Below are 25,358 nucleotides of genomic sequence, written 5' to 3'. Positions count from 1 at the left end.
GCACAGCGCCGCTCAGGGCACGCTGTGCTACCACCGCATGTGCGACAGAGCCAAACGTTCGGTGTGACTCCGCACCAAAGCGTCAACCACAGATTCCGGGAAGGGTCTGTACGGTGACTGGTGTAACTCCCGAGCTGGAAGCGACAGTTGATGACTGACGTGGCGAGTGACATCGAGGCCGGGGAGGCCGCCGTGAATCCGTCGAGTGCCGTGGATGACGGGCTGGTCGCCGAGCTGGTGGCCCGGGCTCAGGCCGGCGGGGTGAGACTGACCGGGGAGGGCGGCCTGCTGGCCGAGCTGACCCGGCGGGTCCTGGAATCGGCCCTGGAGGGTGAACTCACCGACCACCTGGGCCATGAGCCCGGGGAGCGGGCCGAGGGCGGCCGGGAGAACTACCGCAACGGACACCGGTCCAAGACGGTGACGACCGAGGCCGGGCCGGTGGAGATCACGGTGCCGCGGGACCGGGCCGGGACGTTCGAGCCGCAGCTGGTCAAGAAGCGGCAGCGGCGCCTGGGCGGGGTCGACGAGATGGTCCTGTCCTTGTCCGCGAAGGGGCTGACGCACGGGGAGATCTCCGCGCACCTGGCCGAGGTCTACGGAACCGAGATCTCCAAGTCCACGATCACCAACAGCGTCATGGCCGGCATGGCCGAATGGCAGAACCGGCCGCTGGACCGCGTCTACCCGGTCGTCTTCATCGACTGCGTGAACGTGAAGGTCAGGGACGGCTCTGTCGCCAACCGCCCGGTTTACATGGCCCTGGCGGTGACCGCCGAGGGTCATCGCGACATCCTCGGCCTGTGGATTGGGGACGGCGGTGAGGGCGCGAAGTACTGGCTGCAGGTCCTCACCGAGATCAAGAACCGTGGCGCGGACGATGTGCTGATGCTGGTCTGCGACGGTCTGACCGGGCTGCCTGACGCGGTGAATACCGTCTGGCCTGCAACGATCGTTCAAACCTGTGTCGTCCACCTGCTGCGGAACAGCTTCCGCTACGCGGCCCGCCAGGACTGGGACAAGATCGCGAAAGCGCTCAAGCCCGTCTACACCGCACCGAACGAGAACGCGGCGGCCGAACGCTTCGGAGAGTTCCAGGACGCCTGGGGGAAGAAGTACCCGGCGATCATCAAGCTGTGGGAAGTCGGCTTCATACTGCCTGCCCTGTCTCGTAGTTGGGGTTTGTGCGCGTGAGGTGCGAAGAGGTCTGGACGCGGGTGCGCCAGTACGCCTCGGTCTCGTCGTTCCACGGGATGCACCAGCGGCGGTGACGTCCCTGGCGGGCGGTCATCTCGCCGCTGCGGAGCCAGGGATAGATCGCGGACTCGTGGATGTGCAGGATGCGGGCGACCTGCGGCACCGTGATCTCTCCAGGTTCGGTGGGGTCGTTGCGTTTGGAGCCGATCGCGTGCTGCTGGCGGATGTGCCGGATCGAGGCGACGGTGAAGGGACGGGACTTGCCGGTGGTGAAGCCGAGTGTGTTGAGGTGTTCGGCGATGGCAGCGTCGCTGCAGGTGTCCAGCAGTTCGCGGACGATCAGCACGGCGGCCGTCGGGTTGCGGTTGGTGCGCCGGTCACAGGCGATCTCGTCGGTCGCGCCGGTGTGCCAGCGGACGCCGATGTGTGCGCGAGCGTCGTCGACATGTCGCACGGTGACATCCGCGATCAGGGTCCTCAGCAGGCGCTTTCGGTCTCTGGCCGTGGTGGTCGGCGCGTCCCACAAGGCCGGTAGGTCGTGGGCGAGTTGTTGCAGGCTGCCAGGTTCGGGCACGGCCGGCTCGGCTGCGATCAGGTCCGCCAGTGCGGTCTCGGCCTGGGCGAGGACGGTGAGTTTCGCCTCCCATCGGGTTTCCAGTGACCGGGCGACCATCCGGTTCTCCGGCTCGACCTGAGCGAAGGAGCGCTCGGCACGGTCGGCTTCGTAACGGGCGCGTTCGACAGCGAGTTCGGCGGCCCGGTGGGAGCGCTGGTGACGGTGGTGGACCTGGTCGGCGGCGGCCAGGGCGAGCTGGACGTGCTCGGGGGTCAGCGCGTCCAGCAGCAGCCCTGCGACCTGCGGGTCGACGGCCGCGGCGGCGATGGTGTGACAGCCGGGGGCGAGGACTGCGTCGCTGCGGGCCCGGGTGCACACGTAGCCCGCGGTGTTGTCCGCGCGCCGGTAACTGGTGTTCATCGGGAAGCCGCACGAGCCGCAGAAGATGATGCCCTGGCACAGCGGCGGGCCCTCGCGCGGCGGCCGGGCTCCGGTGTTGGTGCAGTTCGCGGCCAGCTTCGCCTCGATCTGCAGATAGCGCGGCCAGGAGATATACCCCTCGTGATGCTCGGTGATCAGGACTGGCCACTGGTCACGGGGGCGGCCGGTGACCGACGTGGTCACCGTGCCGTCGGGCCGGACGCGACGCACGCTCCTGTCACGACCATAGGCGTAGGCACCGGCATAAGCGGGGTTCTTCAGTACGGCGACGGCCCGGCCATGGGTGAGCCGTCCCCAGCCCAGGCGCCCCTCCCAGACACCGGTATCCCGGCGCGGGAAGCGCCGCCCGGCAAACGCCCGCACCACACCGAGAGCGGAACCATGCTGGTCGAAGAGGGAGAACACGTCGGCGACCGCTGTTCGTACTTCCTCGTCCGGGTCGATGACGATGTGTCCGTCACTGTCGTGGAGCAGGCCGACGGGCAGCGGCAGACGCAGGTCACCGCGCTCGGCGGCGGCCTTGCGGGCTCCCTGCAAGCGTCCCGCCAGGATGTGCAGTTCGGCCTCGCTCATCGTGGACTTCAGGCCGAGCACCAGACGATCGTTGAAATCTCCCAGGTCATAGACACCATCGCTGTCGATCAGGAGGGTGTCGGTGAGCCGGGCGAACTCCAGGAGCCGGCCGAACTCGGCCGAGGACCGGGCCAGCCGGGACACCTCCAGGCCAAGCACAGCCCCGACCTCGCCGAGGCAGACCCGGGCCACCAGCTGCTGGAAGCCGACCCGGGTGCCGGAAAACCGGCCCGAGGTCCCCAAGTCCGCATCCACGACGGTGATATCGCAGGCGGCCCATCCCAGCTCCCGAGCCCGGTCGGCCAGCGCGTACTGACGGGCCGTCGACTCGGTGTTCTCCCTGACCTGCAGCAGCGTCGACTGCCGCACATAGATCAACGCCAGCCTCGACCGGTGCGAGGCAGTGATCTTCTGACTCCCGCTCATCCCTGCTCGCCTCCCCGCGCAGAGCAGACTCGATCATGTTCGCGACCAGCAGCGCAGCAACCCGGTTCCAGTCCTCGGCATGCGTCACCGCCCGTCACCTCCACTCGGGCGACTGCAAGCGGGCCGCCCCTCATGACGTTCCTCCGCCGCTCGGCTCGCCGCAACGGCTCATCAGGGCATTCACCAGGGCAGACAGCGCGCAGAGCCCCTCGATCGCGAGCCGGTTCTCACTCGCGACTGGAGCGCGATCCGTCCACGCCTGCGGCAACGTCACCGTCATGCCGTCACCGGCCGTGCAGATGAAGACCAGCTGCCCCGAACGGCGCACCGTCCGGCACACGCGCACCCGGCGCCCCGACCACGGATGGAACGGGTGAGTGACGGTCAACGAATCCACAGAATCAACACGATCAGGGGCACTATGCGCTGCCCTCTGGGAAAACGCCTGGGCCGAGTTCGTTCCCTTCCTCCAGTTCGACGTGGAGATCCGCACAATCGTGTGCACGACCAACGCGATCGAGAGCGTCAACGCCCGCATCCGCAAGGCGGTAAGAGCTCGCGGCCATTTTCCCCAACGATCAAGCCGCCCTGAAATGTGTGTACTTGGCGGTGATGAGCCTGGACCCCACCGGCGCAGGACGCAAGCGGTGGACCATGCGGTGGAAGGCCGCACTCCAGGCCTTCGACATCGCCTTCGACGGCCGGCTCACCGCCGGACGCCGCTAAAGAAATCCGAACGAGTTCCACCGTTCGCTACACAGACCCTCCGGGAAGTTCGAGGGGCCCCATGAACTTCGAACCTCGGCGCTTACGACCTTGGGAGTAATTGACGTTGGGGCGTGCTGGCCTGGCAGGTCGGCTGGTGGGTGATCAGCGGGTCGTCATGCGGGCGAGGACCAGTCTCGGTTTCTGATCTCGACCCAAAATCCGCATCGCGGTGTGTAGCTCCAGGGTCCAAGCTGGAGGGGAGGGGTTCTGCTGTTTCCCTCAGTAGGTAAGCAGGGAGGAGCTATGACAGCAACGAAGCGGAAGGACACTCCTGTCGCCATCGAAGGTGGCGGGGTGGAGTTTCGTATGCAGGACGTCGGTGGAGACATGTCCGTTGCCTTTGTGACGTTTCCCGAGGGCACCGACATGGGGCCGGCTCTTAAGGGTCTGGCCGGCGACCTGTGTCCGTGCCCGCACTGGGGCTACCTCTTCAAGGGGCGGCTGAAGATGCGGACGCCGGACGGTGACGAGTTCTACGAAGCGGGTGAGGCCTTCTACTGGCCGCCCGGCCACGCCCCAGTGGCGCTCGAAGACTGCGAGTACATCGATTTCTCGCCGACCAAGGACCTCAACGAGGTCATCGAGCACGTCAAGGCGCAGGGAGGATGACGGCCGTCTCGCAAGGGCCGGGCGGCCCTTGCGGGTTTCGGGGCAGTACCGGCCGGGCCTGACCGTGACATGAGAAGGGCCGTGCGGGTTGGGTGGGTTGTGACGCTTACTTGGGCCCGTGCGGCCTGTTCCCATCCTGCCCTGTCCGGGGTCTCTCGCGCACACTTCGGCGAGTTGCTCGAAGAACTCGCCCCGAAGTGGCAGGCCCGCCGTGAGTCCGCACTGCGCGAGCGGCGGGGCGGGGAACGGCGGCGGGCCGCCGGGGCCGGGCGCAAGCAGCGGCTGGTGTTCACCGACCGGCTCCTGGTCACGCTGGTCCACCTGCGGCTGGGCCTGCCGCACGCGGCACTGGCCGAGCTGTACCGGGTGGACCGCTCGACTGTCTCCGGCGCGATCCGAGAGCTCCGGCCGCTGCTGGCGGCCCGGGGCTTCGCGGTGCCCGGTCGGCCGGGGCTGCGGCTGCACACGCTGGAGGACCTGTTCGCCTATACCGCCGCGGAGGGCGTCAGGCTGCGGATCGACGGCACGGAGGTGCAGGTCCGGCGCCCGCGCGCGGGCCGCCCCGGCCGCAAGGCGTTCGTGTCCGGCAAGAAGAGGCAGAACACCATCAAGACCACCACCTTCAGTGACGGCCAGGGCCGCACCCTGTTCAGCGGGGTTGTACGGCCAGGCCGGATGCACGACCAGACCGCCGTGCGTACTGAGGGCATCGCCGAGCAGTTCCGCCACCACCCGAAGGTCGAGGCCGAGGTCGACGAGGGCTACCGGGGACTGGCCAACGAGTTCCCCGACCAGGTCAGCGCCCCGCCGAAGAAGCCGAAGGACGAGGCTCCACTCGGCGAGCACCACGCCTGGCGCGAACAGCGACGCCGCCAGTCCTCCGCCCGGATCTGCGTGGAACACACCAACGCTGAGTACAAGCAGTGGCGCCCGCTCCAGCGGTTCATGGGTTGCCGCGAGACCTACCCCGAGACCCACCTCGCGATCGCCGCCCTGGTCTCCGACCGCTCCGCCCGGCGGGCGACCCGCCGCAAGCTGAGCACCGAACTGGTGCTCGCCCGGCAGGTCGCCCGCTGATCACCCACCGGCCGACCCGCCCAGGCCAGCACGCCCCAACGTCAATTACTCCCAAGGTCGTTACCGCTTGCTGTCCACGGACACAGATCACAGCAGCCCAGAATCGATCTCCCGCTTGAGTGCCAAGAGGATCGGACCCGGCTTTCAGTCACAACCTCTTCAGGACGAGCGCAGCGCCGAAGAGACTTGCTGCCAGCGGAACGCCGATTTGCGCGGTGACCAAGATGAGGTAATGGGCGGTCGAGTACACGCCGTACGGAATCGCGTGCCCGGAACCTGCGTCGATCGCCCTCAGGGTATTTTCACCGAAAACGGCGCTGGAGGCCCCGCTCAGGGCGAGCACGTACGACGCGATGCGCGCGCGCTTCGCGACAGCTGCGTTGGAGGTCGGTTCCGTATTCAAGATTTTCCAAGCCCTTCTGTGCTGGATCTCAGCAGTCGTCCGCTCACCGGCCCCACAAGTGTTGTCTCTGGGCGAATCATTCGATGATCTCGGAGTCTTTGAAGATCAGGACGTTATTGCGGTCGGCGAAGACGTTGCAGGTTGCGGTCACCACGATCTCCTCGCCGATTTTGACGCTCTCCAACCGGCGGAATGATTCTGCGCGGCGATCGTCATAGGGAAGGACGATGCTGGCGAGATGGGTGCCGTTCTCTGCGTCCGACGCTTCGATCGCAGGTGTCCCGTACTCACTTGCGCCTGTCTTCAACGCGACGGCCTGGACCGTCACGGATTGTCCGTAGCACTCCTTCTCCGCACGGGATCGGTCTGCCATGAACAGGTCGTGAAGGTCCCGGATCCGAACGGTACCGGTCAGGTCAACTAGCGTATGAGACGCGGTTTTTGTTGCAGGTGTGCCACCCCTCGGAGCGCCGGCACCGGCCCCCGCGCAACCCGTCAGGCCGACGAGAAGCGCCAAGGCACCTGGGAGAAATATGCTGTGCCTCATCGCGTCATCCTTCGGTCGTTCCTGTTTCTCGATTCCAAGGTGGGCAGAAGGCAAAGAAAGATCCGACCGGACTCCCGCCTGTTGCTCGGCGGCACCCGGGCGCCCACGTTTCGGCGTCCCGAGTTCCGATGTGCACGGCGTGACCCGCGGCGACCTTCCGGTGTGCGGTCGTGAACCCGAGCCCGTCGTTCACGCGGTGACAGCGTCGTAGCCATGCCGTCACGCTGCCTCAATGCCGGATGATCAACCAGGGACTCCGCTTCCTGGTACCGCCGATACCAGAATGACCACGATGAGCCGGTGCACAGTAATGCCATGGCGACGACAGAACGGTTCGCAGGCGCATCCCACGAGCCGGCCCTTCAGGTGGTCTCGAAGCGTGACGCGACGAACTCGGCACAATGCGCCCGGCTCCTGGCGCTCTTCCCGCCCAAGGACTGACCGCCGCATCCCTTGCGGGTCACGCGCGACTGAGCAGCCCGCCACCGGCCGGAGTGCTCAGTCGTTCAAGATTGTTCTCGGCGTTGTCCGCTATGCCGCAGGTACTCAACCCTGAAGGGTGACGCGGTCCCCGCGCCGGGAGGGGCGGGGGCATGCGCGGCGTTCATTCGAGGGATCCGGTCATCAGGCGCTGGGTGCCGATGGTGGCGAGCAGGGCGAGTTTGCTGTCGGATTCACTGCCGGGCTCGGCGGTGTACATCACGATGCGCAGGTCTCCACGCTGGGCGTTCAGGATGTCGCAGTCCAGGTCGAGGCGTCCCACGTCGGGGTGGGCGATGCTCTTGACGGTCGGGCCGTGTTCGGTGATCTCGTGGCGCTTCCAGATTTCTCGGAACTGCGCACTGTCCTGGTTCAACTGTGCGATGAGCTGGCGCAGCTGGGGGTCGTCGGGGTAGCGGCCGGCACTACGCCGCAGGTCGGCGACCATAGAAGCCTCGAATGCCTCGGTGTTGCCCGATCTGCGGACGTGGCAGTCTGAGAGGCCGGTGAAGTGCAGCCACAGGACGTTGCGTTCGGTTTCCCGCAGCTGGGAGGGGTCGCCCATCAGGGCTGCCCACATCGGGTTCCACACGAGCAGGGTCCACATGGCGTCGAACACGGCAAGAGGCCGGTCGGGATTGCGTTCCACCAGGCGGCGGATGCTTGCGGGCACCAGCTGGCTGATGCGATCGCCGCCGGTGGCATGCCCGGCCAGGTGGAACAGGTGTTCTTGTTCGGTGTCACTCAGCTGAAGCGCGCGGGCGAGTGCGGCACATACCTGGGCTGACGGCGCAGAGGCCCGCCCCTGTTCCAGGCGCACGATGTAGTCCGCCGAGACCCCCGCCAGGACAGCCAGCTCTTCACGCCGCAGCCCGCTGGTGCGCCGGGCGGTATTCGCCGGCAGTCCCGCTTGCCGGGGTGTCAGCCGCTCGCGCCACACACGCAGGACGGCTGCCAGCTCGCCGGATGCAGTCATGCTCCCATCGTCGCAGCCCAGGACAGGAGCAGCCTGGTACTGCGATTACCAGGAAGAGGAGTCTCTGAATCGCATCGACGGTTTGGCGCAGACTGAAGAGCCGTGGCGCACCATCGGGCGCTTTGTCCTGGGCACGGTGGTGGGCGTTTGCTGGGCTGCGTCTGGCCCTTACCATGCCCGCACGCGCCTATGAATGAGCAGGAGAATACGGAATCGTGCTGGTCATCCTTGTTGTGGCGGCGGTGATCATCGCGCTGCTCGCCGGGGCACACTGGTATGTGTGGCGCCGGCTGGTGCGCGACGTGACGGCCCGGACCAGCAAGGCGCGGCGGGTGGGCACGGTCGCCGCGGTGATCATGCCGCTGCTCTCGCTCAGCGCGCTGGGTGCGGGCCAGGTGGAGGGCGCGCCGTTCTGGTTGCAGCGGGCGCTGGCCTGGCCGGGCTTCCTCTGGCTGGCGCTGCTGTTGTACGGGGTACTCGCCTTGGTGGTGGGCGAGGCGGTTCGTCCCCTGCTGCTGCGGGCCCTCGAGCGCCGGGCTACACCCGTTGCGGGGCCGGTGTCATTGGCGGCCGTCACCGCTCTGCCCGAGACGGCCGCGGTCCTGCCGACCAACGGGGCCACCGGCCCCGCACCCCCGGCTGCTACCCAGTCCGCCTGGAGTCAGGCTCATGAATCGCTCATCGCGCCCAAGAGGGACGGGGAGCGGAAAGTTCCGCAGCCCTCGGGGGTGAGCCGTCGACTGTTCGTCTCCCGCGCCGTAGGCGGCGCCGCCGCGGCGGTCGCCGTAGGAACCGTCGGCTACGGCACGTACGGGGTGCTGCGGGGGCCGAGGGTCAAGCGGATCACCGTGCCGCTCGCCAAGTTGCCGCGCTCCGCGCACGGCTACCGCATTGCGGTCGTCAGCGACATCCACCTCGGGCCGATCCTGGGACGCGCGCACACGCAGCGGATCGTCGACACCATTAACTCCACCCAGCCGGACCTGGTGGCCGTGGTCGGTGACCTCGTCGACGGTTCGGTCGCCGACCTCGGCACGGCCGCGGAACCGCTCGCCCAGCTGCGGGCGCGGCACGGTTCGTACTTCGTGACCGGCAACCACGAGTACTACTCCGGCGTCGAGGAATGGGTGGAGCGCGTACGCGAGCTGGGTGTGCACCCGCTGCGCAACGCGCGCGTCGAGATCCCGGGCTTCGACCTCGCCGGCGTCAACGACGTCTCCGGCGAAAACCACGGTGACGCGCCCGACTACGGCCGGGCGCTCGGTGACCGCGACCGATCCCGCGCCGCCGTGCTCCTGGCCCACCAGCCTGTGATGATCCACGAAGCGGTCGAGCACGGCGTCGACCTCCAGCTCTCCGGTCACACCCACGGTGGCCAGCTCTGGCCAGGCAATCTTATCGCCGCACTGGACAATCCCACTGTCGCCGGCCTGGAGCGCTACGGCGACACGCAGCTGTACGTCACGCGCGGCGCGGGCGCCTGGGGCCCGCCCGTCAGAGTCGGCGCGCCTTCGGACATCGCGGTCGTGGAGCTCGCCTCTCGGCAGGCATGACCGGTGCGTCATGCAGCGCGGGGCAGCTCGCACCGCGCCTGCGAGATCGAAGTTGGCTGGTGTGAGCTACGCGGGTCTGGGCCGTCGTCGCAGCTCAGAGCGGCATCCTGGTACTCCCGTTACCAGGAAGAAGCATCTCTGGCCCGAGTCGGTGAGCTGACGCAGACTCGAAGTCATGACCACCACACTGATCACCGGAGCCAACAAGGGCCTGGGATTCGAGACCGCACGCCAGCTCGTTTCCGCCGGCCACATTGTTTACGTCGCCGCCCGCAACCCCGCCCACGCGCAGCGCGCCGCGGATGAGCTGGGTGCGCTGCCGCTGGTTCTGGACGTCACCGACGACGCCTCGGTCCGCGCCGGCGCCGTGCGCGTCGCCGAGGAGCACGGCGTCCTCGATGTCCTGATCAACAACGCGGGCATCAACGGAGGAGGCCCCCAGCCGCTCGGCGAGTGCACGGGAAGCGACATGGCCGCCGTCCTGGACACCAACGTCGTCGGCATCGTCCGCATGCTGCACGCCTTCCTCCCCCTCCTTCAGCGCAGCGGCAACGGCATCGTCGTCAACGTCGGCAGCGGCCTGGGATCCTTCGCCCGCGTCCACGACCCCGAGCGCGCCGAGTCCCGCGTACCCAGCCTGCTGGCCTACCCGGTCTCGAAGGCGGCAGTGTCCATGCTGACCGTCCAGTACGCACGCGCCTACCCCAGCCTGCGCATCAACGTCGTCGACCCGGGCCCCACCGCCACCGACCTCAACGGGCGCCAGGGCGTCCAGAGCGTCGAACAGGGAGCCGCTCCCATCGTCCAGGCAGCGCTCACCGGCCCTCAAGGCCCCACGGGCACGTTCCTCGACGCCGAAGGCATCAGTCCCTGGTGAACGCACCCGCCGAAACCCCCATCCCACCCCGCCTGTACCCCGAAAGGGCACCGCGTGCTCACGCCCACCCGCGAGGTTCTCAGCTTCCGCACCCTCGCCGTTCTGCCGTCCGTCCTCTTCATGCCCTCGCTCGTCACCTTCGCCGTCGCCCCCGGGGCAGTCGCGGCCGAGTACACCGGCGTCCTGTTCCACCTGGCCATCATGTTCATCGTCGCGCGGCTGCCCGCACCCCAGTGGGCGAAGGCAGCCGGTTTCGGATGGCTCACCCTCGATGTCCTGTCGGCGATCATGACGATCAACGAGGTACCGCACGAGATCGCCTGGTCGGTACGACTGGGCGGGCACGTGCTGGCCGGCATGTGGTTCATCACCACCTCACTGCTCGCCCGGCCCAGGAGCATCCGCGTCGTCGGCGTGGTCCTGGGCACCTGGCTCGCCCTCTACAGCTTCCTGGGCAACGTCTTGCCCCAGGAATTCCTCTTCCCCGGTGGAATCCTGGTGCCCGTCTGGTTCCTCCTGCTCGCCTGGAAGCACCAGCCCTCCCAGGACGGCGCGCCATCCCTCAGCCCGCGTACCGCCTGAGGACGCCCGTTCCTCAGCATGTCGCGAGCCCGGATCACACAGCGGCGACACGGCCCCACCTCAGGGGCGCACCAACGCCCCAGCCAAATCAGCCGGATCCGTCATCGGCGTGGTCTTGATCGTCGCGGAGCCGGAAGACGCGTGACGTTTCCTGCCTGTCTGAGGTTGCCCTGAGCCTCGTGGAGCTCCAGATCAAGTTCAGCGATGATCCGCCGGAGTGGGCTCCCACATGACCTTGGGGCGGGGCGATGGAGAGGGACCGCGTACTGCGCCGAGCAACTTGCGGCGGGCAAGTCCGTCAAGGCGACCCTCCGCCTTCTCAGACACCGTATTTCCGGCCGCATCGGCTCAGGCGGGGGTGTAGTCCCCTCACTACTGTTGCTCGCAGGCGCCACCGGGGGCCGCACCGGACGCCGCCGCGTCTTCCGATGGGGCCTTGCGCTGTTCAGCAGCGCGTCACTGGCCTACTCCTGGCCGCCACCCTGGATGCTGGGCACCCGCCCCGGCGGACTCCCCCTGCCACCGGGGCGGTTCGCGCGTCCAAGGGCGCACCGCGCCGTCATCACCGTTGCCTGGGGCGATCACATCGACGGGGTCCACATCCGCCGTCAACGGGGACGATCGACACACCCCCTTTGGAGTGCACCGCTCAACCGCCACTTCCGGGTGCAACCTGTCTCATTCCACTACGTGTAAGCGACGCAATTGAGATCTTTGAGAGCCCCATCGCTCCGAGCTTCCAGGGATCGGCAACGTCTCATGAGACAAGTGCATCGCGGAGAACACCGTGCGCCAACAGGCATGCACAGCCGACGTGCAAGGCCGCATGCAAGCGACCGGTCAATGGACCGCGTTCGGGCTCCGCCCCTTCGCCGCCCTCCTCGCGGGGGTGTGTCAAATTAACGGCTGATCTTGGTTGTTGGGGTTCAGTTGTTGGCCGGGGTGAGCCGGCCCTCGAAGGCGATCTGGAAGGCGTTCAACGGTGCTTTCCAGCGCATGGTCCAGCGCTTGCGGCCCTTGCCGGTCGGGTCGAGGCTCATCAGCGCCATGTAGACGCACTTGAGGGCCGCGGCCTCGTTCGGGAAGTGGCCCCTGGCGCGGACGGCCTTGCGTATGCGGGCGTTCACGCTCTCGATCGCGTTCGTCGAGCAGATCGCCTTGCGGATCTCGACGTCGAAGGAGAGGAAGGGGACGAACTCGGCCCAGGCCGACTCCCACAGCTTGATGATCGCCGGGTACTTCTTCCCCCAGGCGTCCTGGAACTCTCCGAAGCGTTCGGCCGCCGCGTTCTCGTTCGGTGCGGTGTAGACGGGCTTGAGCGCTTTCGCGATCTTGTCCCAGTCCTGGCGGGCCGCGTAGCGAAAGCTGTTGCGCAGGAGGTGAACCACGCAAGTTTGAACAATCGTTCGAGGCCAGACGGCTTCAACGGCGTCCGGAAGGCCCTTCAGGCCGTCGCAGACGAGCATCAGTACATCGTCCAGGCCGCGGTTCTTCAGCTCAGTGAACACCCGCAGCCAGTACTTGGCGCCTTCGCCGGCGTCGCCCGCCCAGATGCCGAGGATGTCGCGGGTGCCGTCGACCGTGACCGCCATGACGACGTAGATCGGCCGGTTGGCGACCTGACCGTCCCTGATCTTGACGTTGATGGCGTCCACGAACAAAACGGGATACACGCGGTCAAGAGGGCGGCTCTGCCATTCGGCCATCCCCTCCATCACCTTGTCGGTGATCGTGGAGATCGTCTGCTTGGACACGTCCGCGCCGTAGACCTCGGCCAGGTGCGCGGAGATCTCCCCGTGCGTCAGCCCCTTCGCGGACAGCGACAGCACCATCTCGTCCACGCCGGTCAGTCGCCGCTGACGCTTCCTGACGATCTGCGGCTCGAACGTGCCGGCCACGTCCCGGGGCACTTTGACCTCGACGGGCCCCACGTCGGTCAACACGGTCTTCGCCCGGGCCCCGTTGCGGCTGTTGCCGCTGCCGCGGCCCTCGAAATCGTGCTTGCCATAGCCGAGGTGGTCGGTGATCTCGCCTTCCAGGGCCGACTCCAGGACCCGCTTGGTCAGCTGCTGCAACAGTCCGCCCTCACCGGTCAGCTGCAGGCCCTCGCTCCGGGCCCGGTCGACCAGCATCGCGATCAACTGCTCGTCCGAAGTGGCTGTCTCAACCGGCTCAGCCACGGACTCGTGCTCGATTGTCATCTCACTCACTTGGCGTCTCCATGATCAGCAGATCCGCCGTTAATTAGACACTCCCCGAACAAGGTCGACCTGACCGACGACGAACGCGAAGCCCTCGAAGGGGACCGCGACGCCGTCACCGCCCTCACCCAGCGCCTCGCCGATATCCCCACCCCCGCCGGTCCGACTCCCAGAGAACTCGGGACCACCAGCGCCTTCATCCCTCTGACCCACCTCACAGGCACCGTCCCGGCACCACCGAGAGGCAGGAAGAATGAAGCCCCGACCGGGGGGCGAAGAACAAGAGATCAACGTCGGGATCCGACGGCCGTGATCTTCCGCAGCCCGTAGACGGCAGCACCAAGTAGGAGAACGGCGGCGCCGGAGATGACGGTGGCCACGGGCAGGGCGAAGGCGAGGGCCGCACAGCCCGCCAGGCCGATGACAGGCACGAGGCGGGGCGGCCTTCCTTCGCCAGGGGTCAGAGTCCACGCGGCCGCGTTGGCGACGGCGTAGTAGGCCAGGACACCGAAGGAGGAGAAGCCGATCGCGCCCCGTACATCAACGGACGCCGCAAGGACGGCGACCACCGCGCCGACGACCAGTTCGGCGCGGTGCGGAACCTGGGAGCGGGGGTGCACCGCGGCCAGAGCGTGAGGCAGGTGACGGTCACGGGCCATGGCCAAAGTGGTGCGCGAGACACCGAGGATCAGCGCGAGAAGCGACCCGAGCGCCGCGACAGCCGCCCCGACACGCACAGCGGGAGCCAGTCCCGGGACGCCCGCGGCACGCACGGCATCGGCCAGCGGCGCGGTACTCTGCGCAAGTCCGCCCGGCCCCAGCACCGCGAGGACACCCACGGCGACAGCCGCATACACGGCGAGGGTGATGCCCAGCGCGAGAGGGATCGCGCGGGGAATGGTCCGGGCGGGATCCCGAACCTCCTCGCCAAGGGTGGCAATCCTGGCGTATCCGGCGAAAGCGAAGAACAGCAGCCCGGCCGCCTGGAGCGTGCCCCCGGCGGTCATGTCCGCGCCGATGTCCAGGCGTGCGATGTCGGCGGTGTCACTGGTCAGACAAGCGGTGACCACGGCAGCCAGGACCGCGAGCACGACAGCGACGATGGCACGGGTCAGCCACGCGGACTTCTGCACCCCGGTGTAGTTGAGTGCGGTCAGCGCCACCACGGCGGCGACCGCAACGGCGTGGGCCTGGCCGGGCCACACATAGGAACCGACGGTCAAGGCCATCGCCGCGCAGGAAGCGGTTTTGCCGACCACGAACGCCCAGCCGGCCAGGTAGCCCCAGAAGTCGCCCAGCCGCTCACGGCCATAAACGTACGTGCCACCGGATGCCGGGTAGCGGGCAGCCAGCCGCGCTGAGGACGTCGCGTTGCAGTACGCCACGAGCACGGCCAGGGCCAGAGCAACCAGCAGGCCGGATCCGGCGGCGCTGGCCGCCGGCCCGAACGCGGCGAAAACCCCGGCCCCGATCATCGACCCCAGGCCGATCATCACCGCATCGGACACCCCCAGGCGGCGCTTCAGCTCACCCGAGCCCGTCGAGGCCCCCACCGTGCTCATCACTTGCTCCTTCACCACACCAGCCGTAGATCTCGGCGCACGGTAGCCGACGAAGGTGTCCAGCAGGGGTGGTCAGCCCGCACCGCTCAGCGGCCCCATGCGGGCGCTGGCCCGACCGGCCTTCCCACACACGGTGCGGACGCCCTCCGGCAGCACCTGCCCTTGCTCGCCCACCGTGCCAGTGGCCGATAAGACCTCAATGCCTGCCGCCGAATGGGACCGTTCGGCGCCTCTCCAGAACAACCCACACACACCACTAGAAAGGTCACGACACTGTCTCGATTCTCAATAACATGCCCGTTCCATGGAAATGCGCAGTGGCGGCATATCAGGGACACCTCTCCGTCCGAGTGGGCGGACTTCGTCACATTCGACGCGGCCATCCGACAGGGCAATGCCCGCGCCAACGCATCGGGTAACCAACTGCTCGGCGAGGCATTCCTGCACCGCTCCCGCGTTCCCTTGCGCCGGGCCCCGATCGACCATGTCACCGCAGCCGAACGGGCGGCCCCGCGTATCGGCGCGGACGAGGCCGACGTCCTGGAGAACGGCGTCGAGGACGGCTGCTCACCCTGGGCGTGCCGCGGGGAGGCCGACGCACTGACGCGGGACAACTTCGGGCTGGCCACGTGATACTCGACCTCTTCGCTGGGCCGGGCGGCTGGAGCACCGCTCTGGGCGTGTTCGGTGTGCACACCCGCGAACGCCTCCTCGCCGCATGCCGCGACGAGCGCTCCCTGCTCGCCGCCGAGCCGATGCGCTACCTCTACGCCCTGAACACGGTCGGTGAGCCCGACTGGGTCGCCATGGAGGAAGTGCCGGACGTTCTCCCGCTGTGGAAGCAGTACGCGGCCGTCCTGCGCGGGTGGGGATTCTCCGTCTGGTACGGGATCCTCAACGCTGCCGACTTCGGCGTCCCGCAGCCCAGAAGGCGGGCGATACTCCTGGCCTCCCGCGTCCGCACGGCGCAACCGCCCACACCCACGCACGCTCAACTCGCCGAACCGGATTCACTGTTCGGCCCGGGCCGCACTCGCTGGGTCAGCATGGCCCAGGCCCTCGGGTGGGGCGCGACCGACTGCCCCGTCCCCACCGTCTGCGCCGGCGGCGGCCCCGGGGGAGGGCCCGAGACTTTCCCCTCGGGCTCCCGCAAGGCGCTGTCCGACGCCCGGGATCGGGGCACCTGGGCGCCCCGGGCCGACGGTGTGGTCCTGCAGTCACGCCGCGAAGGCGCAGGATGGGCGGCACGGCACGGTACCCGCGAGAACCGGGCCGCCGACGCTCCGGCGCCGACGTTCACCGCCGAGGCCCACCGCTGGTCCTGGTCCCTGCGCAGCAACAACCAGGCCAACGCCACCGTCCGTTCGTTGTCCGAGCCGGCGGGCACGCTGCTCTTCGGGCACCGGGCGAACGAGTGCACCTGGGTCGCCGAACCGGCCCCGACACCGACGCAGGCCACGGGTACGCCAGCTGTTCCGGAGCCGATCCGGATCACCGCCCGCGAGGCCGGCCTCCTGCAGACCTTCCCCGCCGACTACCCCTGGGCCGGCAACAAGGGCCAGGTCTTCGGCCAGATCGGCAATGCCGTGCCCCCGTTGCTCGCTGGCCACCTCCTCGCCCCGCACCTCGGCGTCGCTCTCGACCCGAACGACTTCACCCTCGCCGCCTGATGTCCCGCGCCCCCGAACCCGACGAAGACGACCTCGACGCCATTGCACCGCCGCAGCCGGTGTTCCACGTCGAGCAGGCCCTCCTCGGCGCCCTCCTCCTCGATCCCCACCGCCTCGGCGACGTCACCGGCATCGCCGCCGACTCCTTCTCCACCGCCGCGCACGCCGCCCTGTACGCCGCGATCAGCACCCTGCCGCCGCCCGATCCCACCGAGCACGCAAAGAACACCACATGGCTCGACCAAGTACTCGCCACAGGACGCGAGCAGGCGCGCGGACTGACCGCCTCCTACCTCCACACCCTCATCCAGGTCTGCCCCTGGCCACGGCACGCACCGGCCTACGCCCGCATGGTCGAGGCCGAACACGCCCGCCGCCGCTTGCAAACGGCCGCCGAACACCTCCTCCAGACCGTCCACGACGCCTCCCTCCCGCACCCCATCCAGACGGTGCTCGCCGAGGCCGACGCCCTCGGCGCAGTCGTGGACAACATCGCGAGCCGCTTCCCGCCCCGTGCCGGAGCGTTGCCCCGCACCGCGGTACCGCCGTCACCGGTCCCGCCCGACCGCAGCGAAGCAGTCGAAGAGGAACAGCTACTGCTCGCCACCGCCACCGCCCTCGCCCGCCGCCACGAGGCCGTCGACCCCGTCACCGTCCTGTGGGAGGCCCAACAGCGCGGCCTACTCGACGCAAGCGAACCCCGAGACGTGATCCGCCTGCTGGCCGAACCAGCCGGTTCCCTGGATTACTGGGGCGAGCGCGCCCTGCAGCGCTCCCTGATAGCCACCGCCGATCATGCCGGCAGGCGCATCGAGGCGTACGCCGGCGACCCGGCGAACACTCCGTTCCAGCTCGTCGTCGGCGCCCGCCGCTCCCTCGCCGATATCGCCGCCATCCGCACCCGCTGGCAGCACGCCACCGGACCGGCCCCGACGCGAAGACCTCGGCTTACGCGCCGGACCGCCGACGACGACCGCCGCCGTCGCTCCCACCACCCGCGGCGCGCGAGCCACCCGATAGCACCCCGCATAGGCCGGTGGCCGGACCCGAAGATCCGGCCACCGGCAGAAGAGACGACACCTCATGCCAACCACACCCCCATCGACGCCCACGTCCGCCTCGACGTCCACCCCACGCACTCCAGCGCCGTGACCGCCACCCTGACCGGCACCCAGGCCCGCATAGCCCACATGGGCCTGGAGGCAGCCGACTGGACCGTCGTAGCGGACAACGTCCTGGCTCTGGTCCGCATCGACTCCGAGGAGCCCTACTGGGCACAGGACGCAGCCAAGCACCTGACCGCCGAGGGGATCACCGTCGAGATCACCCCTCGACTCCGGGAGGCCATCGACGAGGAATGGACCTGGGCCAACTACCCGATGCCCTGGTGCACCCGCAGCGAGATCCGCGAAGTCTCCAACGAGGCCCAGAAGATCCACGACGACATCCGAAACGGCCAGCTCCTCATCCACGCTCACGCCCATGACGGACACACCACCGTCGCGGTTGGTACCTACCTCCGCCGCGTTGGCAAGTCCGTCTACCTCCACGGCGAGAACCACCTGCGCCAGGTCGCCGACACCTTCGACTCACCTGCCCAGGCTTTGCTCGCGTTCGAGAAGGTCCACGGTGAGGAGATGCGCCCCGGCCCGGCGCCCCTGACCGACACCGAGCGCTCCGCCGCCGAAGCCCGCACCCCGCTCGCTCTCACCGGAGCCAGGCCCGAACCGGCCCTGCCGGAGCCGGAGACCCTCCCCGTCTACCTGGCCGACGCCGGCGACCAGGACGCCCTCCTCGACGAGTTCATCGACGCGCACGGCGAGTTCGAGAAGTGGCGGACCTGGTCGGATGAGACGACTCACGCCATCCACGAGTCCCAGACCCTGCGCATCGAGCGCGTCCACGAAACCCAGGACCGCGAGACCGCATGGACTATCGCCGCCTACGAGACCCCCGTCTCCGACCGCATGTGGGTCCTCACCGCGACCGGCGCCACCCCCGCCCCGGTGCTGCAGGAACTACTGAACCACCTCGCCGACGGCGACGGCTGGGACACGGCAATCGGAGCCCCGGTGGACGAGAGGACGGTCGCCGCGGCCACGCAGCCGCTCTCCGACGCCGGGTGGAAGCACACCTTTAACGGGCACGGGATCCGTTGGACGTCCCCCGACGGTGAGGCAGGCGTGCAGTTCGACCCACTGACCGCGCAGCGCCCCCAGAATTCAGCCACTTGGACCATCTGGGCCGGCACCGGTCCGGACCGGCCTGCCTGGGCCGTCACCGCGTCCCCGCACACCCCGAGTTCGCTGCTGGCCGACCTCTCCGAGACCCTCGCCCAGGAAACGGGACTGCGCCGCCCCCAGAGCGCGGGCACCGGACGCAGGACGAGCCTCGTCACCAGCCCACCGGCCGTACCGGTAGTTACGGGCCGCCCCGCTACCAGCCGTTCACGCTGATCACCGGCCTCCGAGAGCGGGGCAACATAGCGCGGGATCGCCGGTTAGCCAAACCGGCGATCCCGCGCCTCATTGATAGTCCACCGCCACGTCCCGCACGCACGTCGAAAGGCAGCACCCCACGACCACAGAGCAGCCAGGCCATGAGGCCGGCAGGCGATCACGCAGCCGCGTAGCTCGCCCGGAACAGATCCTGCGCCCGCTCCACGTCCCTCGGCATGCGGAGCTGTACCTCCAAATCGCCCGTCCCGTGGTGACCGAGCTCAGACACGTCCCGGGTGAACCCCGGAACGAGGTCCACGTCCGTCGGGTCGACCTTCAGGTAGACCAGCAGCTTGCTGCGCTGCGGCGGACAGAGGCAGGCGAAGTTCCGCAGCCGCTGATACGCCCGGTACGTCTTGCGCTCCACGCGGTTCACGCCGTCACCGAGCCCGAGGAGCACCTCGTCGACCGCGCCCGCCAACTCCACCATCGGCGCGCTCTCGACGTCGACTGCCGCCCGGGCAACCGCCTGGCGGCGCGCCCGGCGGGCTACCTGCATGCAGCCGCTCACGGACGCCACGGTCTCAAGGCCGAGCAAGTCGCTGCCGAAGAGCCGGTAGCGGACCAGGTCGATCGAGCGCCGGTGCTCGCGCACGGCATGCACGTCGTAGCGAGTGAAGTCACCTGCGATACAGATCAGGCGCGGGCCGCTCCACAGGACCTGGGACGCGGCCGTCACCCCGAGCCGGGCGCGGACCAGGTGCTCGAACTCGGCCCGGTGGTCCATCAGCCACGCCAGGTAGAACAAGCCCTGGTTTATGACGCCGGCGTCGACACCGCGCTTGTACTCCACTTTACCGACCGCAGGAGCTCGGATACCGGCTCTGAACTGCGACGATTTATAGACTACATGTCCGTGACGATGCATCACTACTTTCTGAGGTCGCCCGATGGGGTGGTTCTCGGCTTCGTCGTCTGAGATGACTCTGGAGCCTGTGCTGGTCCAAGCTGCTGACAGATTTCGGGCAGGTCACGGGCTTGGCGACAGGTCAACGGCTCCGGCTGAGCGGAGCGCGCGTCCGAGGTCGCCGACGAAAATCCGCGGGTAGCGCCGCCACCACCACATAGCGTCGGGATCGAACCGACCGATCCGATGAAACTGGGACAGTGCCTGGCCGTCGTCGAAGGCGGTTGCGTCCCGGAAGCGGTCGTCGAGTTCCTGGATCCGCTGGTTCCAGGTCATGAGCACGTGCCCGGGCAGGAGAACCCACGCCTCGTGGAGCCAGTTCCGGCTGTAGAGGTCGTTGGTGTACTCGTCGATGAGGTCCTCGTAGCCGTTCTCAACGGTCCTGACGAGCGAGGCCCACTGGTCGACCATCTCGGTGACGGTGAATGCCTTGCGCCAGCCGCGCCCGTGCAGCACCTCGCCTGCCGCTTGGTCGTCCTGGGGCTCCATGCTGGGGATGTTCGCATGACCCCGGCTGGTGCGGCTACTGGCTTTCCCGGCTTCGAGACCGAGGGGGCTGTTCAGGTATCGCGCCCGATTCGACGTGTCCAGACCGGGAACGGCGGCGGCATGACGTCTGCCCGGTCCTGGCCGTCGGACTCGATTGGTGTGAGGTCGGTCCACGGCACCGAGCCGGGATCACTGTCGTCGAGGAAGCTGGTGATGATCGGTTCGAGCGTCTCGGTCAGCACGTAGTTACCACCGAACGGGAGCGATTCCGGGGGCTGGGAGGAGGTCGAACAGCGAAGTTGTCCGGCTTGCTCGTCGTGCCAGACGTAGAACGTGGCGGTTCCATCCAGACCGAGGGTCCGGATGCGGTCACGCAATGCCCTCGCGGTGCTCTCGAAGGCGGCAGCCACCTCCTTCACGGACAGCGTCGCCCGCTCCTCGGCGTCGGTGACGAGATGCCAGGTGTTGGTCTGCGACTCGGTCGCCTGGTTGCCCGGGTCCAGGACCAGGTGCTCGTCCGCGACCTCTGCGATGAACGTCAACAGCATCGGCCAAGTGTGCACTACGGCCGGTGGCCGCCCCACCAGGGATGCGGCGGCCACCGGTCACGTCGGATCAGCCCGCCGGAGCCGCGATCTGGGCTTCCAGGTCGGCGACGCGGCGGTCCTGGAAGCGGAGGTTGGAGCGGGCGGCCTGGAGGCGTTCGTCGAAGGATCGGTTGTCGGCGGTGAGCTGGCGGACGCGCTGCTTGAGGGCGGTGTTCTCGGTGGTAATCCGCTGGATGGCCTCTTGGGTCCATTCGGCTTCCAAGTCGCGTACCTGTCCGAGGAGTTCACCGATGCGGGTGCGCTGGGTGAGGATCTCGGCGTGGGCGGCTTCGAGGGCGTCCTCGGCGTTCAGGGCCCGCTCGCGCCAGGTCGCCTCGCGTGCCTCGTCCTGGTCGGTGACCATCTGGGTCCGTCGTTCGCCGGCTTCGGCCATCGCGGCGGCGACCGCGGCTCTGGCGTCGGGGTGGCCGTAGAGGAAGGTGCGGGAGACGTTCGCGCGGCGGGCGACCGCGGAGACGCTGACCTGGGTCTTCTCGCGGCGGAGCCGGGCGATGGCGTCGCGGACCCGTCCGAGGGCGGCGTCGGTGCTGCGGCGACGGGCAGTCAGGGCGGCGGCCGTGCGCGGATCGGGGACGGTGGTGGTCACGCGCATTGCTCCTGTTCGTCACCGGCGGCCTCGGCGAGGTCGGCGGCGCGGAAGGCGGTGGACCACACGCGGTGGAAGTAGTCCTGGGGTTTGCGCAGGTCCAGGGCGAGGGCGTCGTCAAGGAGGCCAAGGCCGGCCAGGGCGCTCTCCAGGCCGTCGATGGCGCGGGCGGTAGGTTCGAAGTAGCGGTGGAGGTAGTCGGCGGTGGCGTCGTCGGGGGCGCCCTCGGCCAGGAGCCGCCACTGCTCGCGCTTGCGCCGCCAATAGAGGAGGTCGGCGCCGGACAGGACGAACTTGTCGCAGTTGTGGCAGTTCAGATTCCAGGGGCAGGCGCCGCCCTCGACGACGGGCTGGAAGGTGCAGAACCCGCCCTCGGCCGGGGTGCTGCGGCGCGACAGGTCGATCGCCAGGGCCTGGGCCTGCTCGCGAGTGAGTGGAGCGGCGCCCTCGGTGAGGAGTTCACCGGGGTTGGCGGTGCCGGGGCCGGCGACCCAGACGCGTTGGAGGACGTCGTCGAGGTCGGACTGGGTCAGGTGGACATAATGCTCCGCCATTCGATCACTGACCTGCCCCATATATCGGCGGATGTGCGTCAGGCTCGCCCCGGCCCGCAGCAGCCGGGTCGCCAGGGTATGCCGGGCTTGGTGGGCGACGTAGTGGCCGCCCAGGTCGAGGTCGGTGATCCAGTTGCGCAGGCCGGTATGGAACCAGGTGTAGGACAGGGCGCGACGGCCGTCCGGGTTGAGCATGTCGGTCGGGAACAGGGCCAGGTGGACGCGCTCGGCGGGGGTGGGCGCGCGGCCGGCGTGGCGGTCGGCGAAGTGGGTCAGGGTCTTGCGGCGGCGTTCCTCAAGCCGGTCCATGAGCCGGTCGGGGATGCGGACGGCCGCGTTCAGGTTGCCGACCTTAGTCTGGTCGTGCCAGAGCACGGGCAGCCCGCCGTAGCGGCCAATGCAGTCCAGGTGGAGCTGGATGACCTCGTTGGCGCGCCGACCGGTGATGATGATGGCCTCCCACATATCCCGCAGGCCGCGGTCGTGCGGGTCGTGGTCTTCGGCGAGTCGCCGCAGGTTGCTCTCGTCCGCGAGAGCGCGGGCGACCTCGTCGGGGAAGGGGTTGCGGCGGCGGGGCGTGCCCGGGCCGCCGACCGGCACGGCGGTAATGAAGGCGCGGTTCAATCCGATCTGCTCGGCGCTGCCGTTGTCCAGCGCGCCACGCAGCACGGCCCGGCCGTAGTTGAGCATCATCCGGCGCATGTTCTCGGTGACCGTCGACTTCTTGCCGTCCAGGCGGGCCTGGCCGCGGAAGGCAAGGCCGAGACGTTCACGGTTGCGCAGGTCCGCGACGAAGCGGTGGGCATGCTCTTCGTGCAGCGCCCTCGGATCGTGGCCGCCGTCCGGGGCTTCGGCCTCCAGGAACGCGCTCAGCTCAGCGCCCGCGCGGCGTTGGTAGTCGACCGGCTGGGCGCTGCGCGGGCATGAGGGCGAGCGCAGCACGTCGGCGATGTGGTCCCACAGCAGATCGCGCAGCCACCGCTGGGAGATGCAGGTCAGGTCGACGTAACTGGAGCGGTGGGGGAAGCGCACTCCGAAGTGCTCGGTCTCGATGTAGCCGGCATCCCGGGTCTCGCCGGGGCTGAAGTAGACCTTCCGCAGGGCTTCTTGCATCTCACCGACCATGCGCTGGTGGTAGTCGCGGTGGAAGACGGTCGGGTCCAGGCCGGCCAGGGACACCACGTCACGACGCTGGCACTCGTCCGCGAGCGACTGCACCCACGTCAAGTTCCACACGGTGGTGGGCTGCAGGCCGTGGGCGTACAGGCCCCACTGGAACTCCGCCCGCAGCAGGGGCCGCAGGCCGCGCAGGTAGATCCGCCCCGTGCGGTGCACCGGCAACTGCGCGCGGCACCAGGCCCGGAAAGCGATCTGGTCGTCGCAGGAGACGGGGACGGGGCGGTCGTGCTGCTCGAAGGTGGCGAAGAAGTTCTTCGGCAGCCGGGCCCCGCCCGGACGCCCGGCCCGGATGTAGCCGCGCTCGTGGGCGCCGCACAACCCCAGCGGCGAGGCGGCCAGTTCGTCACACACCTCCGCGCGGCACTCGCCGTAGCCCGGGCAGGGCTGCTGATCGGCCAGCCACCTCTCGAACTCCCCGTCCACCTCACCAGCGCCGGGGTTCCGCTTCAGGTGGCTCAGCCACCGGTTGCGGTGCCGGAAGCACACCACCAGGCGCAGGCTGAAGGCCGGTCGCTGCGGGCAGATCCGGCACATCATCTCCTCCGGGGCCTCCCACGCCGCCAATGGCTTCGCCCCGCGCAGGAACTGGACCCGGGTCATCCCGCCGGCCTCTGCCTCCTGCCATTGGTCGGCGTGCACCGAGCACATCGCGTACCGCCGCCAGCGCGACCGCGCACAGTCAGGGACCGTGCAGCTCCACGGATAGACCGGGTGGGACGCCGGGATCTTCAGGACCCCGCCGCGCAATGCCGGGTCGAACTCGGGCCCGTTGATCAGCACGGTGAGCACCTCCAGCCGGTCTCGCCGCGTGCGGGCGTCCTGCTGCGGCAGCGGGGAGGGCGCGGTCACTGGGCCCCACCCCAGACCGTGCGCAGGGCGGTGTCGAAGGCCGGGGCATGGATGTCGACGTGCCCGTAGACCTCGTCGACCATCGCGGCCGAGGCCCAGCCGCCGGCGTCCCGGGCGATCAGCAGGTTGCCACCGGCCGCGTCGAGCACGGCGGAAGTGAAGTTGTGCCGGAAGGCGTGGGGTTTCACGACGCCGAGCCCAGCGCGCTTCCCGGCCCGGCCGAGCATCCGGCGGGCCCCAACCGGCGCCCATGGCTGCCCGGAGTTCTTGCCGTGGAGCTGGACCAGGAGCATGCCGTGCCCGGCGGTGCCGCGCGGGTACTCGCCGATGAGGTACTCGAAGTACGTGTGCACCATCGCCGGGCTGACCCGCTTGATCAGCCCGCCGGTCACCGTGCCGCCCTCGATGCGCCAGGGGAGCTTGGTCTTCGCCTCGGCCCGGTTCGGGTTGCCGGGCCGGTGGCAGACGTGGACGTGCGGGGCGCGGCACTCCCCGCAGGCCGCGTTCTCCCGTAGGTGCAGGTCCACCAGGTGCAGCCCGCAGAGCTCGCCGATCCGCAGGCCGCCGTCGGCCAGCCAGGTCACCACCAGCCTGTCGCGGGCGGCGTTCACCACCGCCAGGAGCTTGTCCCGCGCCCCGTCGGGGAGCATCTTCGGGTGCCGACGCCGCGGCCGCGTCGGCGCGAGCGGGTTGGTGGGCAGGGAGGTCTTCACGTGCCCCAGGAACGCGCGGCGCCGGTCCGCCCGCGTGGGCAGCCGCGAGGTGTCGAGCTTCTTGCCGAGCTCGCCATTCACGCCCAGGGACGACTGATGCAGGTAGAAGCCCTTCAGACAGGCCGCCGCGGTCGACAGCGCGGAGCGGCCGTAGGGGCGCTTGCCGATCCGCCACGGCTCGCCCAGCGGCATGCGGACCTCCGCACCGACGATACCCATGTAGCGCTCAAGGTCTCGCAGCACGACCGTCTCGAAGGCCCGGCACTCGCGCTCCAGCCACCGCAGATGATCCACCAGGTAGTACGCGTAGGTCCTCTGCGTTCCCGACCCGTCGTGCACGCGCAGGAACCGGTCCGCCTCCGCATGAAGACGGCCCTCGGGCCACACGATCGTCCACGACCGCCGCCCGTCCTTCCGGTCGATCCGCTGAACCCTCAGGTCCCCGACCACCACTCGCCGTGCCACTCGTCCTCCGTA

Annotated in this window: 22 protein-coding genes and 3 pseudogenes; 12 read left to right on the top strand and 13 right to left on the bottom strand. The window is 68.8% G+C overall.

Annotated features, from left to right (window positions below):
• Positions 1-150: 150 nt before the first annotated feature.
• A pseudogene (locus tag ACLLJJ_RS36420) lies at positions 151-1,143 on the top strand (IS256 family transposase); the annotation flags it as partial.
• 7 nt (positions 1,144-1,150) lie between these two features.
• Here ACLLJJ_RS36420 and ACLLJJ_RS36415 read toward each other — a convergent pair.
• Positions 1,151-3,193, bottom strand: coding sequence for a recombinase family protein (locus ACLLJJ_RS36415; protein ID WP_434598950.1), 2,043 nt, complete (start codon positions 3,191-3,193; stop codon positions 1,151-1,153).
• A gap of 130 nt (positions 3,194-3,323) precedes the next feature.
• The gene (locus tag ACLLJJ_RS36410) at positions 3,324-3,731 is read right to left on the bottom strand and encodes a DUF5372 family protein (RefSeq protein WP_434598949.1); all 408 of its coding nucleotides are present in this window, start codon (positions 3,729-3,731) and stop codon (positions 3,324-3,326) included.
• Here ACLLJJ_RS36410 and ACLLJJ_RS36405 point away from each other — a divergent pair.
• The 3 genes and pseudogenes from ACLLJJ_RS36405 to ACLLJJ_RS36395 form a co-directional block, all read left to right on the top strand.
• Positions 3,625-3,919 (top strand): annotated as a pseudogene (locus tag ACLLJJ_RS36405) (transposase); the annotation flags it as partial. The gene ACLLJJ_RS36410 and the pseudogene ACLLJJ_RS36405 sit on opposite strands and share 107 nt — an antisense overlap.
• 285 nt (positions 3,920-4,204) lie before the next feature.
• A complete protein-coding gene (locus ACLLJJ_RS36400) occupies positions 4,205-4,570 on the top strand; it encodes a hypothetical protein (RefSeq protein ID WP_434598948.1) in 366 nt (121 codons plus the stop codon).
• Positions 4,571-4,639: 69 nt separating this feature from the next.
• Positions 4,640-5,647 carry a transposase family protein gene (locus tag ACLLJJ_RS36395; RefSeq protein ID WP_434598947.1) on the top strand — a complete coding sequence of 336 codons (1,008 nt, stop codon included), beginning with the start codon at positions 4,640-4,642 and terminating at the stop codon, positions 5,645-5,647.
• A 148-nt stretch (positions 5,648-5,795) separates the two neighbouring features.
• On the opposite strand, the gene ACLLJJ_RS36390 is transcribed toward ACLLJJ_RS36395, so the two are convergent.
• A complete protein-coding gene (locus ACLLJJ_RS36390) occupies positions 5,796-6,050 on the bottom strand; it encodes a hypothetical protein (protein WP_434598946.1) in 255 nt (84 codons plus the stop codon).
• A 76-nt stretch (positions 6,051-6,126) separates the two neighbouring features.
• Complete coding sequence (locus ACLLJJ_RS36385; RefSeq protein WP_434598945.1) at positions 6,127-6,378, bottom strand: hypothetical protein; 252 nt, start codon at positions 6,376-6,378, stop codon at positions 6,127-6,129.
• Positions 6,379-6,912: 534 nt separating this feature from the next.
• Between ACLLJJ_RS36385 and ACLLJJ_RS36380 the strand changes: the two genes are divergently transcribed.
• Positions 6,913-7,038 carry a hypothetical protein gene (locus tag ACLLJJ_RS36380; protein WP_434598944.1) on the top strand — a complete coding sequence of 42 codons (126 nt, stop codon included), beginning with the start codon at positions 6,913-6,915 and terminating at the stop codon, positions 7,036-7,038.
• Between the two features lie 163 nt (positions 7,039-7,201).
• Here ACLLJJ_RS36380 and ACLLJJ_RS36375 read toward each other — a convergent pair whose 3' ends face one another.
• Complete coding sequence (locus ACLLJJ_RS36375) at positions 7,202-8,053, bottom strand: helix-turn-helix transcriptional regulator (RefSeq protein WP_434598943.1); 852 nt, start codon at positions 8,051-8,053, stop codon at positions 7,202-7,204.
• A 215-nt stretch (positions 8,054-8,268) separates the two neighbouring features.
• Here ACLLJJ_RS36375 and ACLLJJ_RS36370 point away from each other — a divergent pair, with 215 nt between their 5' ends.
• The 3 genes from ACLLJJ_RS36370 (at position 8,269) to ACLLJJ_RS36360 (ending at position 11,065) form a co-directional block, all read left to right on the top strand.
• Positions 8,269-9,606: a metallophosphoesterase gene (locus ACLLJJ_RS36370; protein ID WP_434598942.1), complete on the top strand. Its 1,338-nt coding sequence runs from the start codon at positions 8,269-8,271 to the stop codon at positions 9,604-9,606.
• Between the two features lie 175 nt (positions 9,607-9,781).
• A complete protein-coding gene (locus tag ACLLJJ_RS36365; protein ID WP_434598941.1) occupies positions 9,782-10,483 on the top strand; it encodes an SDR family NAD(P)-dependent oxidoreductase in 702 nt (233 codons plus the stop codon).
• Positions 10,484-10,537: 54 nt separating this feature from the next.
• Positions 10,538-11,065 carry a hypothetical protein gene (locus ACLLJJ_RS36360; protein WP_434598939.1) on the top strand — a complete coding sequence of 176 codons (528 nt, stop codon included), beginning with the start codon at positions 10,538-10,540 and terminating at the stop codon, positions 11,063-11,065.
• 926 nt (positions 11,066-11,991) lie between these two features.
• Here ACLLJJ_RS36360 and ACLLJJ_RS36355 read toward each other — a convergent pair.
• Together ACLLJJ_RS36355 and ACLLJJ_RS36350 are read right to left on the bottom strand one after the other, a co-directional pair.
• A complete protein-coding gene (locus ACLLJJ_RS36355) occupies positions 11,992-13,197 on the bottom strand; it encodes an IS256 family transposase (protein WP_434600620.1) in 1,206 nt (401 codons plus the stop codon).
• Between the two features lie 356 nt (positions 13,198-13,553).
• Positions 13,554-14,828: an APC family permease gene (locus ACLLJJ_RS36350; RefSeq protein ID WP_434598938.1), complete on the bottom strand. Its 1,275-nt coding sequence runs from the start codon at positions 14,826-14,828 to the stop codon at positions 13,554-13,556.
• A 462-nt stretch (positions 14,829-15,290) separates the two neighbouring features.
• Here ACLLJJ_RS36350 and ACLLJJ_RS36345 point away from each other — a divergent pair, with 462 nt between their 5' ends.
• From ACLLJJ_RS36345 to ACLLJJ_RS36330, 4 genes and pseudogenes are all read left to right on the top strand, one after another.
• A complete protein-coding gene (locus tag ACLLJJ_RS36345) occupies positions 15,291-15,461 on the top strand; it encodes a hypothetical protein (protein ID WP_434598937.1) in 171 nt (56 codons plus the stop codon).
• A complete protein-coding gene (locus ACLLJJ_RS36340; protein ID WP_434598936.1) occupies positions 15,458-16,498 on the top strand; it encodes a DNA cytosine methyltransferase in 1,041 nt (346 codons plus the stop codon). Before ACLLJJ_RS36345 ends, ACLLJJ_RS36340 begins: the two co-directional genes overlap by 4 nt.
• Positions 16,498-17,518: pseudogene (locus tag ACLLJJ_RS36335) on the top strand (DnaB-like helicase N-terminal domain-containing protein). Before ACLLJJ_RS36340 ends, ACLLJJ_RS36335 begins: the two are co-directional and overlap by 1 nt.
• Before the next feature lie 170 nt (positions 17,519-17,688).
• Positions 17,689-18,954, top strand: coding sequence for a DUF317 domain-containing protein (locus tag ACLLJJ_RS36330; RefSeq protein WP_434600619.1), 1,266 nt, complete (start codon positions 17,689-17,691; stop codon positions 18,952-18,954).
• A gap of 160 nt (positions 18,955-19,114) precedes the next feature.
• On the opposite strand, the gene ACLLJJ_RS36325 is transcribed toward ACLLJJ_RS36330, so the two are convergent.
• The 6 genes from ACLLJJ_RS36325 to ACLLJJ_RS36300 all read right to left on the bottom strand — a co-directional run bounded on the left by ACLLJJ_RS36325 (position 19,115) and on the right by ACLLJJ_RS36300 (position 25,346).
• Positions 19,115-19,864 carry a DUF5655 domain-containing protein gene (locus tag ACLLJJ_RS36325; protein WP_434598935.1) on the bottom strand — a complete coding sequence of 250 codons (750 nt, stop codon included), beginning with the start codon at positions 19,862-19,864 and terminating at the stop codon, positions 19,115-19,117.
• A 102-nt stretch (positions 19,865-19,966) separates the two neighbouring features.
• Positions 19,967-20,392, bottom strand: a complete 426-nt coding sequence (locus tag ACLLJJ_RS36320; protein ID WP_434598934.1) for a hypothetical protein — start codon at positions 20,390-20,392, stop codon at positions 19,967-19,969.
• A gap of 71 nt (positions 20,393-20,463) precedes the next feature.
• A complete protein-coding gene (locus ACLLJJ_RS36315; protein WP_434598933.1) occupies positions 20,464-20,940 on the bottom strand; it encodes a hypothetical protein in 477 nt (158 codons plus the stop codon).
• Between the two features lie 67 nt (positions 20,941-21,007).
• Positions 21,008-21,586 carry a DUF6262 family protein gene (locus ACLLJJ_RS36310; protein ID WP_434598932.1) on the bottom strand — a complete coding sequence of 193 codons (579 nt, stop codon included), beginning with the start codon at positions 21,584-21,586 and terminating at the stop codon, positions 21,008-21,010.
• On the bottom strand, positions 21,583-24,168 hold the full coding sequence (locus ACLLJJ_RS36305; protein ID WP_434598930.1) for a tyrosine-type recombinase/integrase: 2,586 nt from the start codon (positions 24,166-24,168) through the stop codon (positions 21,583-21,585). Before ACLLJJ_RS36305 ends, ACLLJJ_RS36310 begins: the two co-directional genes overlap by 4 nt.
• The gene (locus ACLLJJ_RS36300; protein ID WP_434598929.1) at positions 24,165-25,346 is read right to left on the bottom strand and encodes a tyrosine-type recombinase/integrase; all 1,182 of its coding nucleotides are present in this window, start codon (positions 25,344-25,346) and stop codon (positions 24,165-24,167) included. The genes ACLLJJ_RS36305 and ACLLJJ_RS36300 overlap by 4 nt, the downstream gene beginning before the upstream one ends.
• Between the last annotated feature and the right edge of the window lie 12 nt (positions 25,347-25,358).

The organism is Streptomyces sp. A5-4, from assembly GCF_051131715.1.
Lineage (GTDB): Bacteria > Actinomycetota > Actinomycetes > Streptomycetales > Streptomycetaceae > Streptomyces.
The sequence above is the reverse complement of the archived record's forward strand: the minus strand, read 5'-3'. Positions and strand labels throughout refer to the sequence as shown.

What these genes read in the sequence shown, in the direction of transcription:
- ACLLJJ_RS36415 (WP_434598950.1), bottom strand. Translation starts at nt 3,193, where the DNA reads ATGAGCGGGAGTCAGAAGATCACTGCCTCGCACCGGTCGAGGCTGGCG.
- ACLLJJ_RS36410 (WP_434598949.1), bottom strand. Translation starts at nt 3,731, where the DNA reads ATGCGGGCGTTGACGCTCTCGATCGCGTTGGTCGTGCACACGATTGTG.
- ACLLJJ_RS36400 (WP_434598948.1), top strand. Translation starts at nt 4,205, where the DNA reads ATGACAGCAACGAAGCGGAAGGACACTCCTGTCGCCATCGAAGGTGGC.
- ACLLJJ_RS36395 (WP_434598947.1), top strand. Translation starts at nt 4,640, where the DNA reads ATGAGAAGGGCCGTGCGGGTTGGGTGGGTTGTGACGCTTACTTGGGCC.
- ACLLJJ_RS36380 (WP_434598944.1), top strand. Translation starts at nt 6,913, where the DNA reads ATGGCGACGACAGAACGGTTCGCAGGCGCATCCCACGAGCCGGCCCTT.
- ACLLJJ_RS36375 (WP_434598943.1), bottom strand. Translation starts at nt 8,053, where the DNA reads ATGACTGCATCCGGCGAGCTGGCAGCCGTCCTGCGTGTGTGGCGCGAG.
- ACLLJJ_RS36365 (WP_434598941.1), top strand. Translation starts at nt 9,782, where the DNA reads ATGACCACCACACTGATCACCGGAGCCAACAAGGGCCTGGGATTCGAG.
- ACLLJJ_RS36355 (WP_434600620.1), bottom strand. Translation starts at nt 13,197, where the DNA reads ATGCTGGTCGACCGGGCCCGGAGCGAGGGCCTGCAGCTGACCGGTGAG.
- ACLLJJ_RS36350 (WP_434598938.1), bottom strand. Translation starts at nt 14,828, where the DNA reads ATGAGCACGGTGGGGGCCTCGACGGGCTCGGGTGAGCTGAAGCGCCGC.
- ACLLJJ_RS36330 (WP_434600619.1), top strand. Translation starts at nt 17,689, where the DNA reads ATGGGCCTGGAGGCAGCCGACTGGACCGTCGTAGCGGACAACGTCCTG.
- ACLLJJ_RS36325 (WP_434598935.1), bottom strand. Translation starts at nt 19,864, where the DNA reads ATGCATCGTCACGGACATGTAGTCTATAAATCGTCGCAGTTCAGAGCC.
- ACLLJJ_RS36320 (WP_434598934.1), bottom strand. Translation starts at nt 20,392, where the DNA reads ATGGAGCCCCAGGACGACCAAGCGGCAGGCGAGGTGCTGCACGGGCGC.
- ACLLJJ_RS36315 (WP_434598933.1), bottom strand. Translation starts at nt 20,940, where the DNA reads ATGCTGTTGACGTTCATCGCAGAGGTCGCGGACGAGCACCTGGTCCTG.